The sequence below is a fragment of the Halorientalis sp. LT38 genome (assembly GCF_037031225.1).
Taxonomy (GTDB): Archaea; Halobacteriota; Halobacteria; order Halobacteriales; family Haloarculaceae; genus Halorientalis; species Halorientalis halophila.
Map to the genome: position 1 here is coordinate 2,494,847 of NZ_JAYEZN010000001.1, position 14,713 is coordinate 2,509,559.

A 14,713-nucleotide genomic window follows, 5' to 3' on the forward strand; every position below is an offset into this window, starting at 1 on the left:
GTATCACGAATCGTCGCCATCGTCCGGCCACTCGGGCGGGAGGCGAGAGAGGGTGTTCGCGATAACGAAGTCCTGTCGCTCCGTGTGTTCTCGGAGCCAGTTCCCTGCCTCGACGTGCGCTCGTTGGCCGTTCGGGATGTAGATCCCGTCCGCCCCGCGGGACACAAACGGTAGATCGAGCGCGTCCTCGAGGTGGCCACGCATTTCGTCGTGGTCTTCGTCGGTCGCAGTCACCCGGATCAACGTATCAGCGTCCATCGGTGTCCCCCACGTGTGATTTCGGGCTAACTTCCAGACGATTCGGGCCCGTCCGTCCATCCCTGCGCGGGGTCGAGCTTCTCGTTGACCAGTCCGTTCAGCCGGTGAAGTTCTCTGACGAGTTCGTCCTCAGAGTTGAGTCTGTACTTCTCGGGGGACGTGTCGTCGACTGTCTCGACGATATCCAGACGGAGAAGCAGGTCGAGATGCGTGTGTACGGACTGGCGACTCACGCCGGCCTTTTCCGCCAGCTTCGACTTGCTGAAGTGATAGTCGGGGGCGTCCATTAGCGCGTCGACCATGTAGCCGACGCTGTCGTGCTGGGTGAGGACGCGCCACCCGCTCGGGTACTCGTCCCGGAGTTCCGCCAGTCCCGGCTTTCCGCTATCCTCGGTCTCCTGACTCGACATACCCTCCCTTGGTCGCGGAGGGTGTTAAATTCGTTGGACACCTTTCCGCGGGGAAGGCGACGTTCGGCTCCCCCACTTCGACGATCAGTCGGTGTAGTAGTACTCGCCGTCGGATTTCTGCTGGCGGTCGAGCTGACTGCCGGGCTTGTTGACCCGCGGGCGACTGGTCCGCTCGTCGCGGCGGAAGGTGACGTCGAGGTTTGCGAGGAACTCGTTCATCCCCTCGCGCATCCCCTTGGGTGGGGAGGCGTGCCCGTACTCGGCGGGTTCGCCGTCGAAGACGAGCAGGCGGTCGGCCAGCAGGTCGATCATGTAGATGTCGTGGTCGATCACCAGCGCCGTGGCGTCGTGGATCTCGGTGTAGCGGCGGATGGCGTCGGTCGCCAGCACGCGCTGTTCGACGTCGAGGTGGGCCGACGGCTCGTCCAGCAGGTAGAGGTCGGCGTCCTTCGAGAGGCAGGCCGCGATGGCGACCCGCTGGCGCTCCCCGCCCGAGAGGTCGGTGAGGTTCTGCTCCATCACCCGCTCTAACTGGAGGGGCTGGGCGATCTCGGTCTGCCAGTAGGACGACCCGAAGTCGTCGGTGATCGACCGGAGGAAGGCGTCGACCCGCATGTGCTGGTCGATCTCGATGTACTGCGGTTTGTAGGAGATATCGAGGTCGGCGTCGACCTCGCCCTCGTCCGGATCCAGGCGGCCGGCGAGCAACTGCGCGAACGTCGACTTCCCGATCCCGTTCGGGCCGACGACGCCCAGCACCTCGCCCTCGTGGATCTGGCCGCCCGCGACGTCGAGGCCGAACTCGCCGTCGCCGTAGGACTTCGTGAGGTCGGGGTAGGTCGCCACCACCTCGCCGCTCGTCACCGTGCGGGGCGCGTGTTCCTCGAACTCGATCTCCTCCTGGCGGATGCGCATGTTCTCGTTCTCCAGGTAGCCAGAGAGGTACTCGTTGATCCCGTTGCGCACGGACTTCGGGGGCGTGATGATCCCGAAGGCGCCCGGGCTCCCGTAGGCCAGGTGGACGTTGTCCGCCAGGAGATCGAGGATGGCGAGGTCGTGCTCGACGACGAGCATCGAACGATTCTCCTCCTCGGCGAGTTCCCGGACGATCCGTGCCGCCGTCACGCGCTGGCCGATGTCGAGGTAGGGCGTGATCTCGTCGAGGAAGTAGAAGTCGGCGTCGCGGGCCAGCGTGGCGGTCATGGCCACGCGCTGGAGTTCGCCGCCGGAGATGGAGTCGATGTCCTGATCGAGGACCGCTTCGATCCCGAACCGCTCGACGAGGTCGTCCAGCGCCCCGCGTTCGTCGGTCCGCTCGAGCAGTTCTCGGGTCTTTCCGTCGAACTGGTCGGGGATCTGGTCGACGTACTGGGGCTTGCGCGCGACGGTCACGTCGCCGTCGCGGAGTTCTTCGAGGTAGTCCTGGAGTTCGGTCCCGCGGTACTCCTCGAGGACGCGGTCCCAGTCGGGGTCGGTGTTGAACTCCCCGAGGTTGGGCATCATCTCGTCGGCGAGGATGTGAACGGCGGTGGTCTTCCCGATGCCGTTGGGGCCAAGGATGCCGGTCACCTGCCCCTCCTCTGGGGCGGGCAGTCCGTAGAGGGCGAAGGCGTTCTCGCCGTAGCGGTGGACCGGTTCTTCGTCGAGTTCCTGGGGCAGGTTGATGATCTCGATGGCGTCGAAGGGGCACTTCTCGACGCAGATACCACAGGATTCGCCCAGACAGATCTCCTCGCTGATGGAGATCTGATCGGGGCCGCCCTCGTACATGTCGGCGTCCTCGTAGCGCTCGTCGCGGGTGACGATGCACTCCTTGCCCGTCCGGTTGGGCGGGCAGAAGTTCGCGCACTCGTAGTTGCAGCGGTCGGGCTGGCACCTGTCGAGGTCGACGACGGCGATGCTGTCTTCGGCCATTGTTAGATCGTCGTGTTGGCGCTGAGCAGGACGCCCCAGGAGACGAACCACAGGGAGAAGGTCATGAACCCGACGTAGAGGTAGTCCTTCGCCGAGAAGTCGTCGACGTCGACGCCCAGCAGCTTCAGTAGCGGAAACTGGACGAGGATCGCTCCGAGGACGACCAGCAAGGCGGTGTCGGTGGTCGCGGCCGTCGCGGGGTCGAGGCCTGCGGTGACCACCGACGAGCCGACGGCTGCCGCCAGCCCGGCGAACGCCGACAGCGTCGTCACTTTCAGCCCGCGGACGTGTGAGGCCCGCCGCTCGGCCGTGTCCGTTGCCATACCCCTCACTCCGCTATCGGGCCCCAAAAACCGTTCGTTGTCGGCCCGCTGGCTCGGCGTCGCGCGCTCGCGGCGCGCCATCGACGACCCGCCGTCGGCGGCCCGGGGATCCACTCCCCACCGCTGAAATCGGGACTGGAGCGCCCGAGACTGCCATGCATCAATCTTTATGGACCCGGCGCGCCACCGTCTACGCGATGGCAGAATCCGATGGGGAGACTCTGGCGGACCTTCCGCCGAGCGCGAAGCTCGTGTACAAGGTGCTGGAGTACAACGGGCCGCTCACCCAGAAGGGGATCGTGGAGGAGTCGATGTTGTCCGCGCGGACCGTCCGGTACGCCCTGGAACGCCTCGAAGAGGTCGGTGCCGTCGACGAAGACGTCTACTTCGCCGACGCCCGGCAGAACCTCTACGAGATCGTCGACGATGCCGAGGAACAGGCCGCCGAAAGCACCGAATCGGCCGTCTCCGATTAGACGTCCCGACCCGGTGGAAAACTCGCTACTGCTCGGCCGTCGCCCGCTCTGTTCTCTCTGTGACGCGCTCGACGGCCGCCTCGACGCCCGGTCGCTTCTCGCCGAGCGTCGCCCCGATCAGCGCACCCATCGCCGCCCCCGTACTCGCTGCGTTGCGACTGAACAGGCCGCCGACCGCCCCGCCGACCGCGCCGCCCATTGCTGCGTACCGTGCACGACTCAGCGCGCGCTTGATGCGTCCCATGTCTCTACAGACGGCCACGAGCCGGATAAAGATACGGTGTGCTCCCCCACCGGTACGGACCGACGCCCCTAGAACGTCGTCCCGACCGCGATGTCGTAGTCGTCGACCGCCTGCGCCTCCGCGCCCCACCCGAGGAAGGGGACCGAGAACTGCCACACCTGGCCGGGGTCGAGGTCGTTGACGTTGTCGATCATCGAGTCGAGCAGATCGCCGTCGGCGTTGTAGAACCGGACGCGGATCTCGGCGTAGCCGAACTGTCGGTCGCTGTCGTTTCGCACACGTCCCTCGACCGACAGCGTCTCCCAGTCGGTCCCCTCTTCGGTGCGCACGACCGAGTGCTCCAGAATCGTGAGCGACTCGGCCGGTGGCCGATCTTCCGGCGTCGCCTCCGGGGTCGGAATCGGCTCGGATCCGTTCCCGCCGTCGCCACCGTTCGACCCGTCACCGGATCCGGGTTCGTACTCGCGCTCTTCCGAGCAACCGGCGATGCCCCCGGTGAGCACCACTCCTGCCGCCGTCAGCAAGGCACGTCGTTTCATACGCGTTCCGAGCGTCGCCGATCTGATAAACGTGTCTCTATTATCGATTGGGAAGCCGTTTGGGGCGTTCTCTGCGCGGGTTTCGAGAGGTTAGGTTCCTGCCACGGATCCGTTCGAAACCGGGCCCGCAACCTGCCGAACCGGGCGCTGACGCTCTGAGGTGAGGCGCTCGGAGAAAGCCTAGGCCGGAATTTGAATCCAGAGTCAGACGGTCGCTCACTCCGGGAGAGCAAGCTCTCCCGTGCTCCCGTTCGCTGCGCTCACGGGAACTCCGTTCGCGCTGCGACTGCTGTCAGAGCGATGCTCTGACAGCGTCCCGCTCGCGTTGCTCGCGGGACTGGCAGGGATTCAAATTTCGCTGCCGGCTCTTCTCACTCCCGAACTCCATCGTCGCTGTCGCTCCTCCGTCGTTGCGTCGTGAAAAGAGCCTAGGCCGGAATTTGAATCCGGGGTCTCGTCCTTACCAAGGACGCGCTTTACCGCTAAGCTACCCAGGCGCGTATCGCACTCGTGAGTTGCAGGAGATTGTCTTTATGCGTTTCGATTTAGTGGTCGGCGGAGGTCCGCGCACCGCCAGCGGGCGAGGGGTCGCTCCCCACGATCGCGGCCAGGCGCTCGCGGGCCTCTGGCGTGACGACGGCCTCGGCGGTCTCGAACGTGGCGGCCCCGGTCGCGAGGCCGGTCGCGAACTCGCGGAGGCGCCGCGAGGCGCTCCCGCCGGCGGCGGTGGTGCCCGCGACGACGGCCAGTTCGAGCACGTCGGCCTCCAGGTTGCCGTCGAGTGCCTCGTCGTCGGTCTCGCGGCGGACGGTCTGGTCCTGGCCGAACGACCGGACCACGGTGACGGCGGCGTCGGCAGCCTCGGTTCGCGCGAGCAGGTAGAATCCGCGAGCCACGAGGATGTCCGCGACGAGGACGTCCAGATCGGCCGCGGCGGCGTCACCGGTCTTTCCGTCGGCGTCGTCCGGGCGCTCGGCGGCGAGGTCCGAGGCGGTCCAGTCCGCCGGGGCGTCGCCGGCCCACGGTTCGGCCTGGGCGAGCGAGCGGGTGAGGCGCAGGCCCTCGTAGATCAGTTGCACCCCCGCGGCGCGATCGGCCACCCCCTCCGTCGTGGCGGCCTCGTCGACGGCCGCCGCACAGCACAGCGTCAGCGCCCCCGGTGCCATCGACCCCGCCTCGATCCGCTCGGCCATGCGTTCGAACAGGCGCTCGGGATCGACGTCGTCGACGGCGTCCAGAGCCGCGCGTCGGACCGCAGCGGCTTCCTCCATTACGCCGGGCTAGCGGGGCGAAAGGCAAAGACCTTTGGAAACGACCGACCACGGCCTGGCCATGATACGGACCCAGCGGGACGGTGACGTCCGCGTCGTCACGCTCGACCGGCCCGAGCGCCGCAACGCCCTGACGATCGACGGGCTCGACGCGCTGGAGGCGGCCGTCACCGAGACCGACGCCCCTGTCGTCTACCTCCGGGGCGCTGGCGACGCCTTCTGCGCCGGCGCCGATCTCGACGTGGTCGCCGACCTGGAGGGGGACGAGGCCCGCGAGTTCGCCGTCCACGGGCAGGTCGTCGCACGCGCCATCGAGGAGAGTTCGAGTGCGGTCGTCGCGGGGATCGACGGTCCGGCGCGGGGCGGTGGCGTCGAACTCGCGCTGGCGTGTGACGTCCGGGTCGGCACCGACCGCGCCACGTTCGCCGAACCCGCCGTGGAATTCGGCCTGTTCGGTGCCTGGGGCGGGACCGTCAGGCTCCCGCGGGTCGTCGGCGAGGGCGAAGCGATGGACCTGGCCCTCTCGGGCCGGGTCGTCGACGCCGAAGCCGCCCTCCGGATGGGCCTGCTCTCGCGGATCACGGCCGATCCCCGGGCGGTGGCGACGGAACTGGCGGCCAACGATCACGGCGCGCTGGCGGCGATCAAGCGACGGCTGCGGGACGACGACGCCGCGACCGAACAGGAACGGCGTGAGGCGGCTGCATTCGCCGACCTGCACTCGACCGTCGACTTCGACCGCGCGTAGCGGCCGCGCGACCAGTCGGACCGAAAAGGTTGAACCGGCGCCCCTCATAGCCGGTCGATAGGTAACGGGGAGATCATGCCGGAGTGTAACTACTGTGACGCGTCGTTCGAGGCGGAGGGGGACTATCTCGAGCACCTGCACGCGGACCACGACGAATCGGAGTTGAGCCGCATCGATCGCCGTCGTGTCGCCGATCACGTCGGGGCCGAGGAGGACGGCGAGTTCCCGACGGGACCGGTCATCCTCGGCGGTGTCGTCCTGCTGACCGTGGTGGTGCTGGCGTACGTGATGTTCTTCGTCAACGACGGCGGCGGCGCCAGCGGGCCGGCGGCCGCGAGCGGAGACGTCGGGGACGTCGAAAAGACGCCGTACGGCGTGGGTTCGGTCCACGAGCACGGGACCATCGCCGTGACCATCGACGGCCAGCAGCTCGACTTCAGCCAGCAGCAGTACCAGCTGGCGGCCGATCCGTTCCACTTCGAGAACGGGAACGGCCAGCAGTGGCACAAACACGCACAGGACGTGACCCTGGAGTACGCCATGTCCACCCTGGGCATCGGCGTCACGGACGACTCCGTCACCTTCGACGGGACGACCTACGAGGCGGGCCAGGACAACGTCACCGTCACCGTCAACGGGAACGACGTCGATCCGTCCTCGTACGTCCTGCAGGAGGGTGACTCCATCCGGATCGTCGCCGAACAGTCGAGTTAGAACAGCGGTTCGGGCCCCGGCGGCTGCCGACGCTTGTGCGCACTCTTCGCGTGCAGGTCACGGACCCGGTCGATGACTGCGGGCTCGACCTCGATCTCGCGGGCCGTCGCGGCCTTCGACAGCGGGCCGTCGACGTGGAGCGCCAGGATCGAGTCGAGCGTCTCGTAGGTCAGCCCGAGTTCCTGCTCGTCGGTCTGGCCCGACCACATCTCCGCGCTGGCGGTCTTCTCCGCGAGGTCGTCCTCGACCCCGAGGTGTTTGGCGAGCTGGCGGACCTGTCCCTTGTAGAGGTTCGCGATGGGGTGGCAGTCGACCGCGCCGTCGCCGTACTTGGTGAAGTACCCCACTAGCGCCTCGCTCCGGTTGCCCGTCCCGAGGACGAGGGCGTCGCGCTGGTTGGCGTAGAAGTAGTTGACGACCGTCCGCGCGCGGACCCGGAGGTTGCCGACCGCCATCCGGAGCGGTTCGGTCTCGGTGTTGACGTCCGGCTCGATGCCCGGCAACACGTTCAGGATCGAGTCGACGACGGGTTCGACCGGGACCACGTCGTAGTCGATACCCAGCGTCTCGGCGACGCGTTCGGCGTCGCTCATGTTCTCCTCGCGGTTGACCTCGCTGGGCATCACCAGGCCGAAGACGCTGTCGGCACCGAGCGCGTCGACGGCGAGGTACGCAGTCGTGGTGCTGTCGATGCCGCCGGAGAGGGCGATGATGGCGTCGTCCACGCCCGCGGCGTCGAGTTGCTCGTCGATGAACGAGGTGACGTGTTCGCGTCGCGCTTCCAGTTCGGCGTCCGACAGGGAGAGGTCGAGCGGCCGCCCGGCCCGCGCGATCGCGTCCGTTTCTGCCATACCCCTTCTTTGGGCCGGGCGCGACTAATACGTCCCGCTGTCGCTCGGATTCCGGACGTTCGTCGAATTCGGCGGTCCGAAAGCGAACGGCCCGGGGGCGTCCCGGCCGAGCCGCCGCGGCGCGTCACCTACGTGCCCGGCGTCGTTTCGTTCGGCGTCTCCTCTCCACCGGGCGCGACGGGGATGTCCGGGGTCACGGTGGCGTTTGCCTCCGCGGTCGGTTCGGAGAGCAGGTCGGGTTCGAGCAACACGTCGAAGGGCTCGTCACCGGGCGCCGCTTCGGGGTCGAGGTAGCCGACCGCGAACGCGGTGACGGCGGTGGCGTTGTCGAGCGTGACGTTCACCGTCGCCACCGGGTCGGCGTCGGCTTCGGCGTCGGCGGGCCGCACTTCCAGGGTGTAGTCACCGGCGGGCACGGCCTCGTAGTCGGAGCTGTTGCCGAAGCTCACGTTCTCGAAGAGGGTGGTGTTGGTCTCGGCGACGGTCACGTCGACGGCGGGCGCGTCGGGGACGAGGTGTGCGAGGCGGACGAGCGACTCGTTCGAGTCCGGTTCGGCCGCGCCGTCGAGGAGGAGCACGGGCCTGAACGGTTCCTCGGCGTCCTCGCTCACTTCACCTGCGGCGACGACGGTGTACGCGCCGGCCTGGATCGGGAGCGTCTCCTCGTAGACGACCGTGTCGGGGTCGTCGGCGGCGGTCACGGTCACGTTCCGCTCGCCCGCGTCGACCGCCAGGTAGTCGCTCACGGTCCCGAAGGAGACGTTCTCGAGGACGGCCTCACCGTCGATCAGTACGTCGACCGGCGGCGCGTCGGGGGAGGCGTGGACGACCCGGACGTCGGCAGTGCCGTCTTCTTCCGTCTCGTTCTGGACTGTGACCGGCAGTTCCTCGGTTTCGTTCGTCTCGTTGCCGTCCTGTGCGGCGGCGGCCGTCGAGCCGGCGAGGACCAACCCGCCGAGGAGGACGGCCAGCAGGACGACGCTGGCGGCGCTGCGTAACCTGGTTGCTTGCATGCACCGAGCCCAGGGGCCTGGTCCGCTTCGTTATTTATGGCGTAGCGACGCCGTGCAACAGTTGTCCGGGGGACAGATCGGTGGGGGTTCGGTTTGCCCGGGCTTACTCGACGTGCAACGGTCGGTCGGCGGACCAGTCGACGGAAGCGCTACGTTCAAGTGCCGGGACGAGGTACGACGAGTCGAGCGCCGGTGTTCCACCGAGCGGAGCGAGGTGGAGCTCGGGGCACGAACGAAGTGAGTGCGCCGGTGTCCTGCGGAACGAAGTGACGCAGGGCTCGGCGAGAGCGAGTGGAACGAGCGAGCGCCGGTGGTCTAGTGGTAGGACATGAGCTTCCCAAGCTCATAGCCCGGGTTCAATTCCCGGCCGGCGCATGTTGGGACGAACTATTCGTGAGTCCCGACTGCGGTTCCGGGAATTGTAGCCCTGCCAGTCGCGCGCAGCGGAGTTCCCGTGAGCGGAGCGAACGGGAGCACGGGAGAGCTTGCTCTCCCGGAGCGAGCACGTCTGGCTCTGGTTCAATTCCCGGCCGGCGCACTCCCTGCGGTCGTTTGCCGGCCGACTTCCCGTTCGCTTCGCTCACGGGAATCCCGGCCGGTGCATGCGAGACGCGAACGCCAGTGAGCGTCTCGATTTTGTGAACGGCGACCGACGGGAGCCGTGAGCGCATTTCTGTGACGAACTGACGTGCGTATCGAAATCGAAACGCGGGAGCTCACTCCACGTCCGGTGCGCGCTCGTCGGGGCGGCCGGGGAGTTCCAGTTCGATCTCGAGTTCGGGGTCGCCGACGCCGTCGAAGTCGACTTCGAGCTCGACGGGCTCGCCGAAGGCGAAGGGGAGTTCCCACTCGTCGGTCGCGATGGTGAGGTCGTCGCCGTCGCGCAACTGCTCGCCCAGGTCGATCAGGAAGCGACCGGCCTCGGCGGCGTCGAGCCGGTAGGTCTGCTCGAAGGCGCGGCCGGTGCGGATGGTCGTGCGCTCGGCCTCGTCGGGGGCCTCTGGGTCGGACATGCTCGATCACCGCGCGGTAGGTCGCGACGAAGGATCAATGGCGCGGTCCGGCGGCATGGCCGACCGTCGGGTCGTCGCCGTCGGTCAGGCTTCGACGTTCTCGCGGAACTTCTCGCGGACCTTCTCGACTTTGGGCTGGGCGTGCATCCGGCAGTAGGCGTCGCGGGGGTTCTTCTCGAAGTAGTTCTGGTGTTTCTCCTCGGCGCGGTAGAAGGTCTCCAGGGGCTCGATCTCGGTCACGACAGGGTCGTCGTACCCGCCGTCCTCGTCGAGGGCCGCGACGTATCGCTCGGCGGTGGCGTGCTGGTCGTCGTCGTGGGTGAGGATGATCGAGCGATACTGGGTCCCCACGTCGGGGCCCTGTCGGTTTTTCTGGGTCGGGTCGTGGACGGTGAAGAACACCTCGAGCACGTCCTCGTAGTCCATGGCTGCGGGGTCGTACTCGACCTGCACGACTTCGGCGTGGCCGGTGGTGCCGGCGCAGACCTCGCGATAGCTGGGGTCGTCGGCGTGGCCGCCGGCGTATCCGGAGGTCACCGACTCGACGCCCGCGAGTTCCTCGAAGGCCGCCTCGACGCACCAGAAGCACCCGCCGCCGAGGGTCGCTGTCTCTGTCATGTCCCGGGTTAGGGGACCGATCCGTATGTATGTGGCGCGGGCGAGCAGGGTGCCCATCCGGCGGGGGTCGTCCGGAAGGCGTTGCGGTCTATGCTCGCCGGCGGTGTCCCGCCACCGCGAACGCGGCCAGCGCGACGAGCGCGAGCAGCGGTCCGAACCCGTCGCCGCTGGCGTCGGTCACCTGATAGGCGGTCGCCGGGGTGTCTGCCGTGGCGCCGGATGCCGTCGCCGGTGCGGTCGTCGGCGGCTCGGTGGTGGGGGTGGGCGTCTGCGTCGGCGTCGAGGGCGTCTCCGCGGTGAGGTCGGTGATGGCGACGGTCCGCGAGAGTGGGTCGCCGTCGCGGCGGAAGGGGCGGTCGGGTCCGCCGCGGTCGAGGACGCCGTCGTCGTCCACGTCGACGTAGGCTGTCACGGTGATCGAGTCGGCCGTCGCCGACTCCCTGAACGGCACGGTCACCGACTGGCCCTCGCCGGCCGCGAGGCGCTGGTTCGCGATCAGCGGCCCGTCGGGGCCGTCCCGAACGACGAGGAAACCGTCGACGGCGGCTGAGACGTTCCGGAGGACGAGTTCGTTCCGCGGATCGGTCGTCGTCCCGGTCGTGAACGAGGCGCCGAGACGACGGATGCGCCCCTCCGTCTCGCGGACGACGACTCCGTTCAGGCGGGCGGTGACCGTGACCGGGACGCCCTCCGGCGCGTCGCTGAGGTCGAGCGTGAGGTTGGCGTAGGGTCGCCGGCGGTCTCTCACCGTAGCGGTTCGCTCGATCGCGAAGGGGTGGCCGACGGCGTCGAGCGCGATCGACAGCGTGGTGCCGGGGGCCAGCGGCGTTCGCCCGACGAGTTTCTGGTCGGGCAGTGGCGACAGCTCCACGTCGTCGCTCGTCGGGGTCGAGAACGCGATCGAGGCGGGGAAGACGCCGAGGTTGCTGCTCCCACTCGTGCCGTCGAGGGTGAAGGTCAGCCGGAAGACTTTGGTCGGCGAGACGGTGGTGGCACCGCCGTCGTCGGCGCGGTCGTTGCCGTTCTGGTCGTCCGTCGCCCGCAACGCGCCGGCGTCGTAGATCAGGTCGTAGGTGTCCGCACCCGCCTCTCGAACCGCGAGATCGCCGCTCGTGGGGTCGATGACGCGCGGGGGCCGGTCGGTGGTCCCCATCTCGACGCCGGTCAGTGACGCGCGGTCGCTCGACAGGAGTGCGCGGAACCGCTCGGTCGTGGTGTTGCCGGGCTGGGCCGCGACCGCCGAGCCCAGTCCGGGCGTCGAGACGCGTACCACGAGCGCGTCCGCGGGCGTCACGCGCGGTCGTCGCGTCAACTGGTCGTCGGCCTGACCCGCCCAGAGCGCGGTGAGCGCGTCCCCCGGCGCGACGAACGTGGTCACGTTCGGGGCGGCGGCCTGTGCACTCGTCCCGCCGGTCGTCGTGCCGGCCGCGACACCGGCCGTCGCGACGAGCGCGAGCGCGGCGACGAACACCAACAGGGGCGGTGTCGCGGCGGCTATCGACCGACGGGGTAGCATCTACCACACCAGTTCCACGAGCGAGTATTTCAGTGCTGTGGACGGGTTGGGCGGCGATGTGGCCACCGGAGCGGAGCCGGCTACAGGTTCTCGCCCTGGTAGGAGCCGTCGTAGGTGTCCTCGTGCTCGGCCCGGGCGAGCGTCAACTGGGCGATCCGGGCTCCCTGCTGGAGTTCGATCGGGTGGTGAACCTCCAGCAAGCCCTCCCCGCGGCCCTCGTAGCCGGCGTCCCAGACGGCCGTGTCGAGCATGCAGGAGTTACGCAGGAGCGAGGAGCGGGGGTAGAGGAAGCCGACGTGGTCCTCGGGAATGACGATGCGCTCGGCGTAGCGGACGACGTAGCCGCCCTCGTCGAGGTGGTAGACGCCGTCGTCGTCGGGGTCGAGTTCCCGGCGGTCGCCGACGGTCTTGCCCTCGCGCTCGATCCGTCCCGCACTCGTCTGCTCGAAGACCGCGTCGAGCGTGAGGTCGACGCCGTTGGGCTGTACCTGCGATTCGCGGAGCTCGCCGAGTCGATCGGCGAGGAACGCGCCGCTTCTGAACATAGAGGGGGCGCGCGGAGGACTCGCAAAACGCTGGCGGTCCGCCGAGGAGGGTCGTTGGCGCACGTTCCTCGCTTCCATACCGCATGGGAGGGTCTCAAAGGGGTACTAGTACTGTGGTAACCCTGTAATCAGAAACTCGCATGATTTATGTCCGCGGACCCGCGACGGACAGACGTTATGGGACAGACGCTTACGGAGAAAATTCTCGACGATCACCTCGTCGAAGGCGAGCTGGAGACGGGCGAGGAGATCGGGATCGAGATCGATCAGGTCCTGACACAGGACACGACCGGGACGCTGGTATGGCTGCAGTTCGAGGCGCTCGGCCTCGACGAAGTCCAGACGGAACTGGCCGCCCAGTACTGTGACCACCAGACCTACCAGTTCGACTTCAAGAACACGGACGATCACCGCTTCCTGCGTTCGGCCGCCGGAACCTTCGGCGCGTACTTCTCGCGTCCGGGCAACGGTATCTGCCACAACGTCCACAAGGAGAACTTCGCCGCGCCCGGCAAGACGCTGCTTGGTTCGGACTCCCACACGCCGACCCCAGGCGGGCTGGGCCAGCTGGCCATCGGCTCCGGTGGGCTGGACGTGGCCGTCGCGATGGGCGGCGGCGCGTACTACATCGACATGCCCGAGGTCGTCAACGTCCGTCTCGAGGGCGAACTGCCCGAGTGGGCGACCGCCAAGGACGTCATCCTCGAGATGCTGCGCCGCCTCAGCGTGAAGGGCGGGGTCAACAAGATCTTCGAGTACACCGGACCCGGTGTCGAGAGCCTCAGCGTCCCCGAGCGGACGACCATCACCAACATGGGGACGGAACTGGGCGCGACCTCCTCGATCTTCCCGACCGACGAGAAGACCGAGGATTACCTCGCGCGCCAGGGCCGCGACGACGAGTACGTCGAGCTCCAGCCCGACGAGGACGCCGAGTACGACGACGAACTCGTCATCGACCTCTCGGATCTCGAACCGCTCATCGCCGAGCCGTCGATGCCGGACAACGTCGTCCCCGTCAGCGAGGTCGAGGGCGTCGACGTCGACCAGGTCATGATCGGCTCCTGTACGAACGGTGGCTACGAGGACATCCTCCCGGCCGCGAAGATGCTGGAAGGCCGTTCGATCCAGCCGGACACCGAGATGATCGTCGCCCCCGGTTCCAAGAAGGCGAGCGAGATGCTCGCCCGTGAGGGCTGGACCGCCGAGATGATGGCGGCCGGCGTCAACTACTCCGAGGCGACGTGTGGTGCCTGTATCGGCATCGGCCACGTCCCCGGCTCGGATTCGGTCTCGCTGCGGACGTTCAACCGCAACTTCGAGGGCCGCTCGGGCATCGAGGACGACAACGTCTACCTCTGCTCGCCGGAAGTCGCCACCGCGGCGGCCATCAAGGGCGAGATCGTCGACCCACGCACCCTCGCCGACGAACTCGGCGACATGGAAGCGCCCGGTTTCGAGCTTCCCGACCAGTACGAGGGTGCCGAGAACGACATCATCACGCCGGACGACCCCGTCGACGACTCGCTCGTCAAGGGGCCGAACATCGGCGACGTTCCGCTGAAGGACGAACTCGACGCCGAGCTGCACGGGGAGGCCCTCCTGAAGATGGGGGACAACATCACGACCGACCACATCATCCCTGCCACGCAGGACATCCTGATGTACCGGTCGAACATCCCCAAGCTCTCCGAGTTCACCCTCTCGCGTGTCGACGACACGTTCGCCCAGCGCTCGCTGGACTCGGACGGCGGCTTCCTCGTCGCCGGCGAGAACTACGGCCAGGGCTCCTCGCGCGAACACGCGGCCCTCTGTCCGATGTACCTCGGTATCGAGGGCGTCCTCGCACAGAGCTTCGCCCGCATCCACAAGGCGAACCTGTTCAACTTCGGCCTCCTGCCGCTGGAGATCAGCGCCGAGGACTACGAGCAGATCGAGCAGGGCGACGACATCGAGATCGTCGACGACGTCGCCGAGGCCGTCCGCACCGGGCAGGAAGAGTTCACGGTCCGTGTCAACGACGACTGGGAACTCACCGCCTCGCTGGACGCCTCCGAGCGCGAGCGACAGATCCTCGCCGACGGTGGGAAGCTCTCCCACACGAAGAAGAAGGCCGCCAGCGGTTCGGACGCGCCTGCGGACGACTAGAGCGAGGACGAGCGGAGCGAGTCCTCGTTTAAGCCGAGCGGCGTCAGCCGCGAGGCCATCATCGACTCCGACTTTTCTTTCGCGCCCGCTCCGGTAGCGACGAGGCCGTCGA

At 67.8% G+C, this 14,713-nt stretch carries 17 protein-coding genes and 2 tRNA genes; 5 read left to right on the forward strand and 14 right to left on the reverse strand.

The genetic code is table 11. The annotated features are described in order from the left end of the window. Window positions 1-3: 3 nt before the first annotated feature. The 4 genes from U5918_RS12875 to U5918_RS12890 form a co-directional block, all read right to left on the reverse strand. Window positions 4-258 carry a hypothetical protein gene (locus U5918_RS12875; RefSeq protein ID WP_336001758.1) on the reverse strand — a complete coding sequence of 85 codons (255 nt, stop codon included), beginning with the start codon at window positions 256-258 and terminating at the stop codon, window positions 4-6. A 26-nt stretch (window positions 259-284) separates the two neighbouring features. Then, window positions 285-668 (reverse strand): winged helix-turn-helix domain-containing protein, encoded by a 384-nt coding sequence (locus U5918_RS12880; RefSeq protein WP_336001759.1) that lies wholly within the window; start codon window positions 666-668, stop codon window positions 285-287. Window positions 669-752: 84 nt separating this feature from the next. Continuing rightward, on the reverse strand, window positions 753-2,582 hold the full coding sequence (locus tag U5918_RS12885; RefSeq protein WP_336001760.1) for a ribosome biogenesis/translation initiation ATPase RLI: 1,830 nt from the start codon (window positions 2,580-2,582) through the stop codon (window positions 753-755). Window positions 2,583-2,584: 2 nt separating this feature from the next. Continuing rightward, window positions 2,585-2,905, reverse strand: coding sequence for an EMC6-like membrane protein (locus U5918_RS12890; RefSeq protein ID WP_336001761.1), 321 nt, complete (start codon window positions 2,903-2,905; stop codon window positions 2,585-2,587). A 197-nt stretch (window positions 2,906-3,102) separates the two neighbouring features. Between U5918_RS12890 and U5918_RS12895 the strand changes: the two genes are divergently transcribed. Next, a complete protein-coding gene (locus U5918_RS12895) occupies window positions 3,103-3,381 on the forward strand; it encodes a helix-turn-helix domain-containing protein (protein ID WP_336001762.1) in 279 nt (92 codons plus the stop codon). A 25-nt stretch (window positions 3,382-3,406) separates the two neighbouring features. Here U5918_RS12895 and U5918_RS12900 read toward each other — a convergent pair whose 3' ends face one another. The 4 genes from U5918_RS12900 to U5918_RS12915 all read right to left on the reverse strand — a co-directional run bounded on the left by U5918_RS12900 (window position 3,407) and on the right by U5918_RS12915 (window position 5,435). Beyond that, window positions 3,407-3,625 carry a glycine zipper 2TM domain-containing protein gene (locus tag U5918_RS12900; RefSeq protein WP_336001763.1) on the reverse strand — a complete coding sequence of 73 codons (219 nt, stop codon included), beginning with the start codon at window positions 3,623-3,625 and terminating at the stop codon, window positions 3,407-3,409. Between the two features lie 68 nt (window positions 3,626-3,693). After that, window positions 3,694-4,164 carry an FxLYD domain-containing protein gene (locus U5918_RS12905; RefSeq protein WP_336001764.1) on the reverse strand — a complete coding sequence of 157 codons (471 nt, stop codon included), beginning with the start codon at window positions 4,162-4,164 and terminating at the stop codon, window positions 3,694-3,696. A gap of 425 nt (window positions 4,165-4,589) precedes the next feature. Then, window positions 4,590-4,661: transfer RNA gene (locus U5918_RS12910), tRNA-Thr, on the reverse strand. 48 nt (window positions 4,662-4,709) lie between these two features. After that, entirely contained in the window at window positions 4,710-5,435 is a 726-nt protein-coding gene (locus U5918_RS12915; protein ID WP_336001765.1) for a DUF7114 family protein, read from the reverse strand. A 61-nt stretch (window positions 5,436-5,496) separates the two neighbouring features. Here U5918_RS12915 and U5918_RS12920 point away from each other — a divergent pair, with 61 nt between their 5' ends. Together U5918_RS12920 and U5918_RS12925 are read left to right on the forward strand one after the other, a co-directional pair. Continuing rightward, window positions 5,497-6,183: an enoyl-CoA hydratase/isomerase family protein gene (locus tag U5918_RS12920; protein WP_336001766.1), complete on the forward strand. Its 687-nt coding sequence runs from the start codon at window positions 5,497-5,499 to the stop codon at window positions 6,181-6,183. A 75-nt stretch (window positions 6,184-6,258) separates the two neighbouring features. Next, a complete protein-coding gene (locus U5918_RS12925) occupies window positions 6,259-6,897 on the forward strand; it encodes a hypothetical protein (protein WP_336001767.1) in 639 nt (212 codons plus the stop codon). Here U5918_RS12925 and U5918_RS12930 read toward each other — a convergent pair. Then, window positions 6,894-7,748, reverse strand: a complete 855-nt coding sequence (locus U5918_RS12930) for an NAD+ synthase (RefSeq protein WP_336001768.1) — start codon at window positions 7,746-7,748, stop codon at window positions 6,894-6,896. The genes U5918_RS12925 and U5918_RS12930 overlap by 4 nt on opposite strands. A 128-nt stretch (window positions 7,749-7,876) precedes the next feature. Continuing rightward, the gene (locus U5918_RS12935) at window positions 7,877-8,761 is read right to left on the reverse strand and encodes a DUF4397 domain-containing protein (RefSeq protein WP_336001769.1); all 885 of its coding nucleotides are present in this window, start codon (window positions 8,759-8,761) and stop codon (window positions 7,877-7,879) included. Window positions 8,762-9,065: 304 nt separating this feature from the next. Here U5918_RS12935 and U5918_RS12940 point away from each other — a divergent pair. Further along, window positions 9,066-9,136 (forward strand) — tRNA-Gly (locus U5918_RS12940). 341 nt (window positions 9,137-9,477) lie between these two features. On the opposite strand, the gene U5918_RS12945 is transcribed toward U5918_RS12940, so the two are convergent. The 4 genes from U5918_RS12945 to U5918_RS12960 form a co-directional block, all read right to left on the reverse strand. Further along, window positions 9,478-9,774, reverse strand: a complete 297-nt coding sequence (locus U5918_RS12945) for an amphi-Trp domain-containing protein (protein WP_336001770.1) — start codon at window positions 9,772-9,774, stop codon at window positions 9,478-9,480. An 84-nt stretch (window positions 9,775-9,858) separates the two neighbouring features. Continuing rightward, window positions 9,859-10,392, reverse strand: coding sequence for a peptide-methionine (S)-S-oxide reductase MsrA (msrA, locus tag U5918_RS12950; protein WP_336001771.1), 534 nt, complete (start codon window positions 10,390-10,392; stop codon window positions 9,859-9,861). Between the two features lie 88 nt (window positions 10,393-10,480). After that, window positions 10,481-11,908, reverse strand: coding sequence for a DUF7282 domain-containing protein (locus U5918_RS12955; protein ID WP_336001772.1), 1,428 nt, complete (start codon window positions 11,906-11,908; stop codon window positions 10,481-10,483). A gap of 80 nt (window positions 11,909-11,988) precedes the next feature. Beyond that, window positions 11,989-12,453 (reverse strand): deoxyuridine 5'-triphosphate nucleotidohydrolase, encoded by a 465-nt coding sequence (locus U5918_RS12960; RefSeq protein ID WP_336001773.1) that lies wholly within the window; start codon window positions 12,451-12,453, stop codon window positions 11,989-11,991. 177 nt (window positions 12,454-12,630) lie between these two features. Between U5918_RS12960 and U5918_RS12965 the strand changes: the two genes are divergently transcribed. After that, the gene (locus U5918_RS12965; RefSeq protein WP_336001774.1) at window positions 12,631-14,601 is read left to right on the forward strand and encodes an aconitate hydratase; all 1,971 of its coding nucleotides are present in this window, start codon (window positions 12,631-12,633) and stop codon (window positions 14,599-14,601) included. Window positions 14,602-14,713: the final 112 nt, after the last annotated feature.

Excerpts from the sequence above, each read along its gene's own strand:
- U5918_RS12875 (WP_336001758.1), bottom strand. The coding sequence starts at position 258 with ATGGACGCTGATACGTTGATCCGGGTGACTGCGACCGACGAAGACCAC.
- U5918_RS12880 (WP_336001759.1), bottom strand. The coding sequence starts at position 668 with ATGTCGAGTCAGGAGACCGAGGATAGCGGAAAGCCGGGACTGGCGGAA.
- U5918_RS12885 (WP_336001760.1), bottom strand. The coding sequence starts at position 2,582 with ATGGCCGAAGACAGCATCGCCGTCGTCGACCTCGACAGGTGCCAGCCC.
- U5918_RS12890 (WP_336001761.1), bottom strand. The coding sequence starts at position 2,905 with ATGGCAACGGACACGGCCGAGCGGCGGGCCTCACACGTCCGCGGGCTG.
- U5918_RS12895 (WP_336001762.1), top strand. The coding sequence starts at position 3,103 with ATGGCAGAATCCGATGGGGAGACTCTGGCGGACCTTCCGCCGAGCGCG.
- U5918_RS12900 (WP_336001763.1), bottom strand. The coding sequence starts at position 3,625 with ATGGGACGCATCAAGCGCGCGCTGAGTCGTGCACGGTACGCAGCAATG.
- U5918_RS12905 (WP_336001764.1), bottom strand. The coding sequence starts at position 4,164 with ATGAAACGACGTGCCTTGCTGACGGCGGCAGGAGTGGTGCTCACCGGG.
- U5918_RS12915 (WP_336001765.1), bottom strand. The coding sequence starts at position 5,435 with ATGGAGGAAGCCGCTGCGGTCCGACGCGCGGCTCTGGACGCCGTCGAC.
- U5918_RS12920 (WP_336001766.1), top strand. The coding sequence starts at position 5,497 with ATGATACGGACCCAGCGGGACGGTGACGTCCGCGTCGTCACGCTCGAC.
- U5918_RS12925 (WP_336001767.1), top strand. The coding sequence starts at position 6,259 with ATGCCGGAGTGTAACTACTGTGACGCGTCGTTCGAGGCGGAGGGGGAC.
- U5918_RS12930 (WP_336001768.1), bottom strand. The coding sequence starts at position 7,748 with ATGGCAGAAACGGACGCGATCGCGCGGGCCGGGCGGCCGCTCGACCTC.
- U5918_RS12935 (WP_336001769.1), bottom strand. The coding sequence starts at position 8,761 with ATGCAAGCAACCAGGTTACGCAGCGCCGCCAGCGTCGTCCTGCTGGCC.
- U5918_RS12945 (WP_336001770.1), bottom strand. The coding sequence starts at position 9,774 with ATGTCCGACCCAGAGGCCCCCGACGAGGCCGAGCGCACGACCATCCGC.
- msrA (WP_336001771.1), bottom strand. The coding sequence starts at position 10,392 with ATGACAGAGACAGCGACCCTCGGCGGCGGGTGCTTCTGGTGCGTCGAG.
- U5918_RS12955 (WP_336001772.1), bottom strand. The coding sequence starts at position 11,908 with ATGCTACCCCGTCGGTCGATAGCCGCCGCGACACCGCCCCTGTTGGTG.
- U5918_RS12960 (WP_336001773.1), bottom strand. The coding sequence starts at position 12,453 with ATGTTCAGAAGCGGCGCGTTCCTCGCCGATCGACTCGGCGAGCTCCGC.
- U5918_RS12965 (WP_336001774.1), top strand. The coding sequence starts at position 12,631 with ATGGGACAGACGCTTACGGAGAAAATTCTCGACGATCACCTCGTCGAA.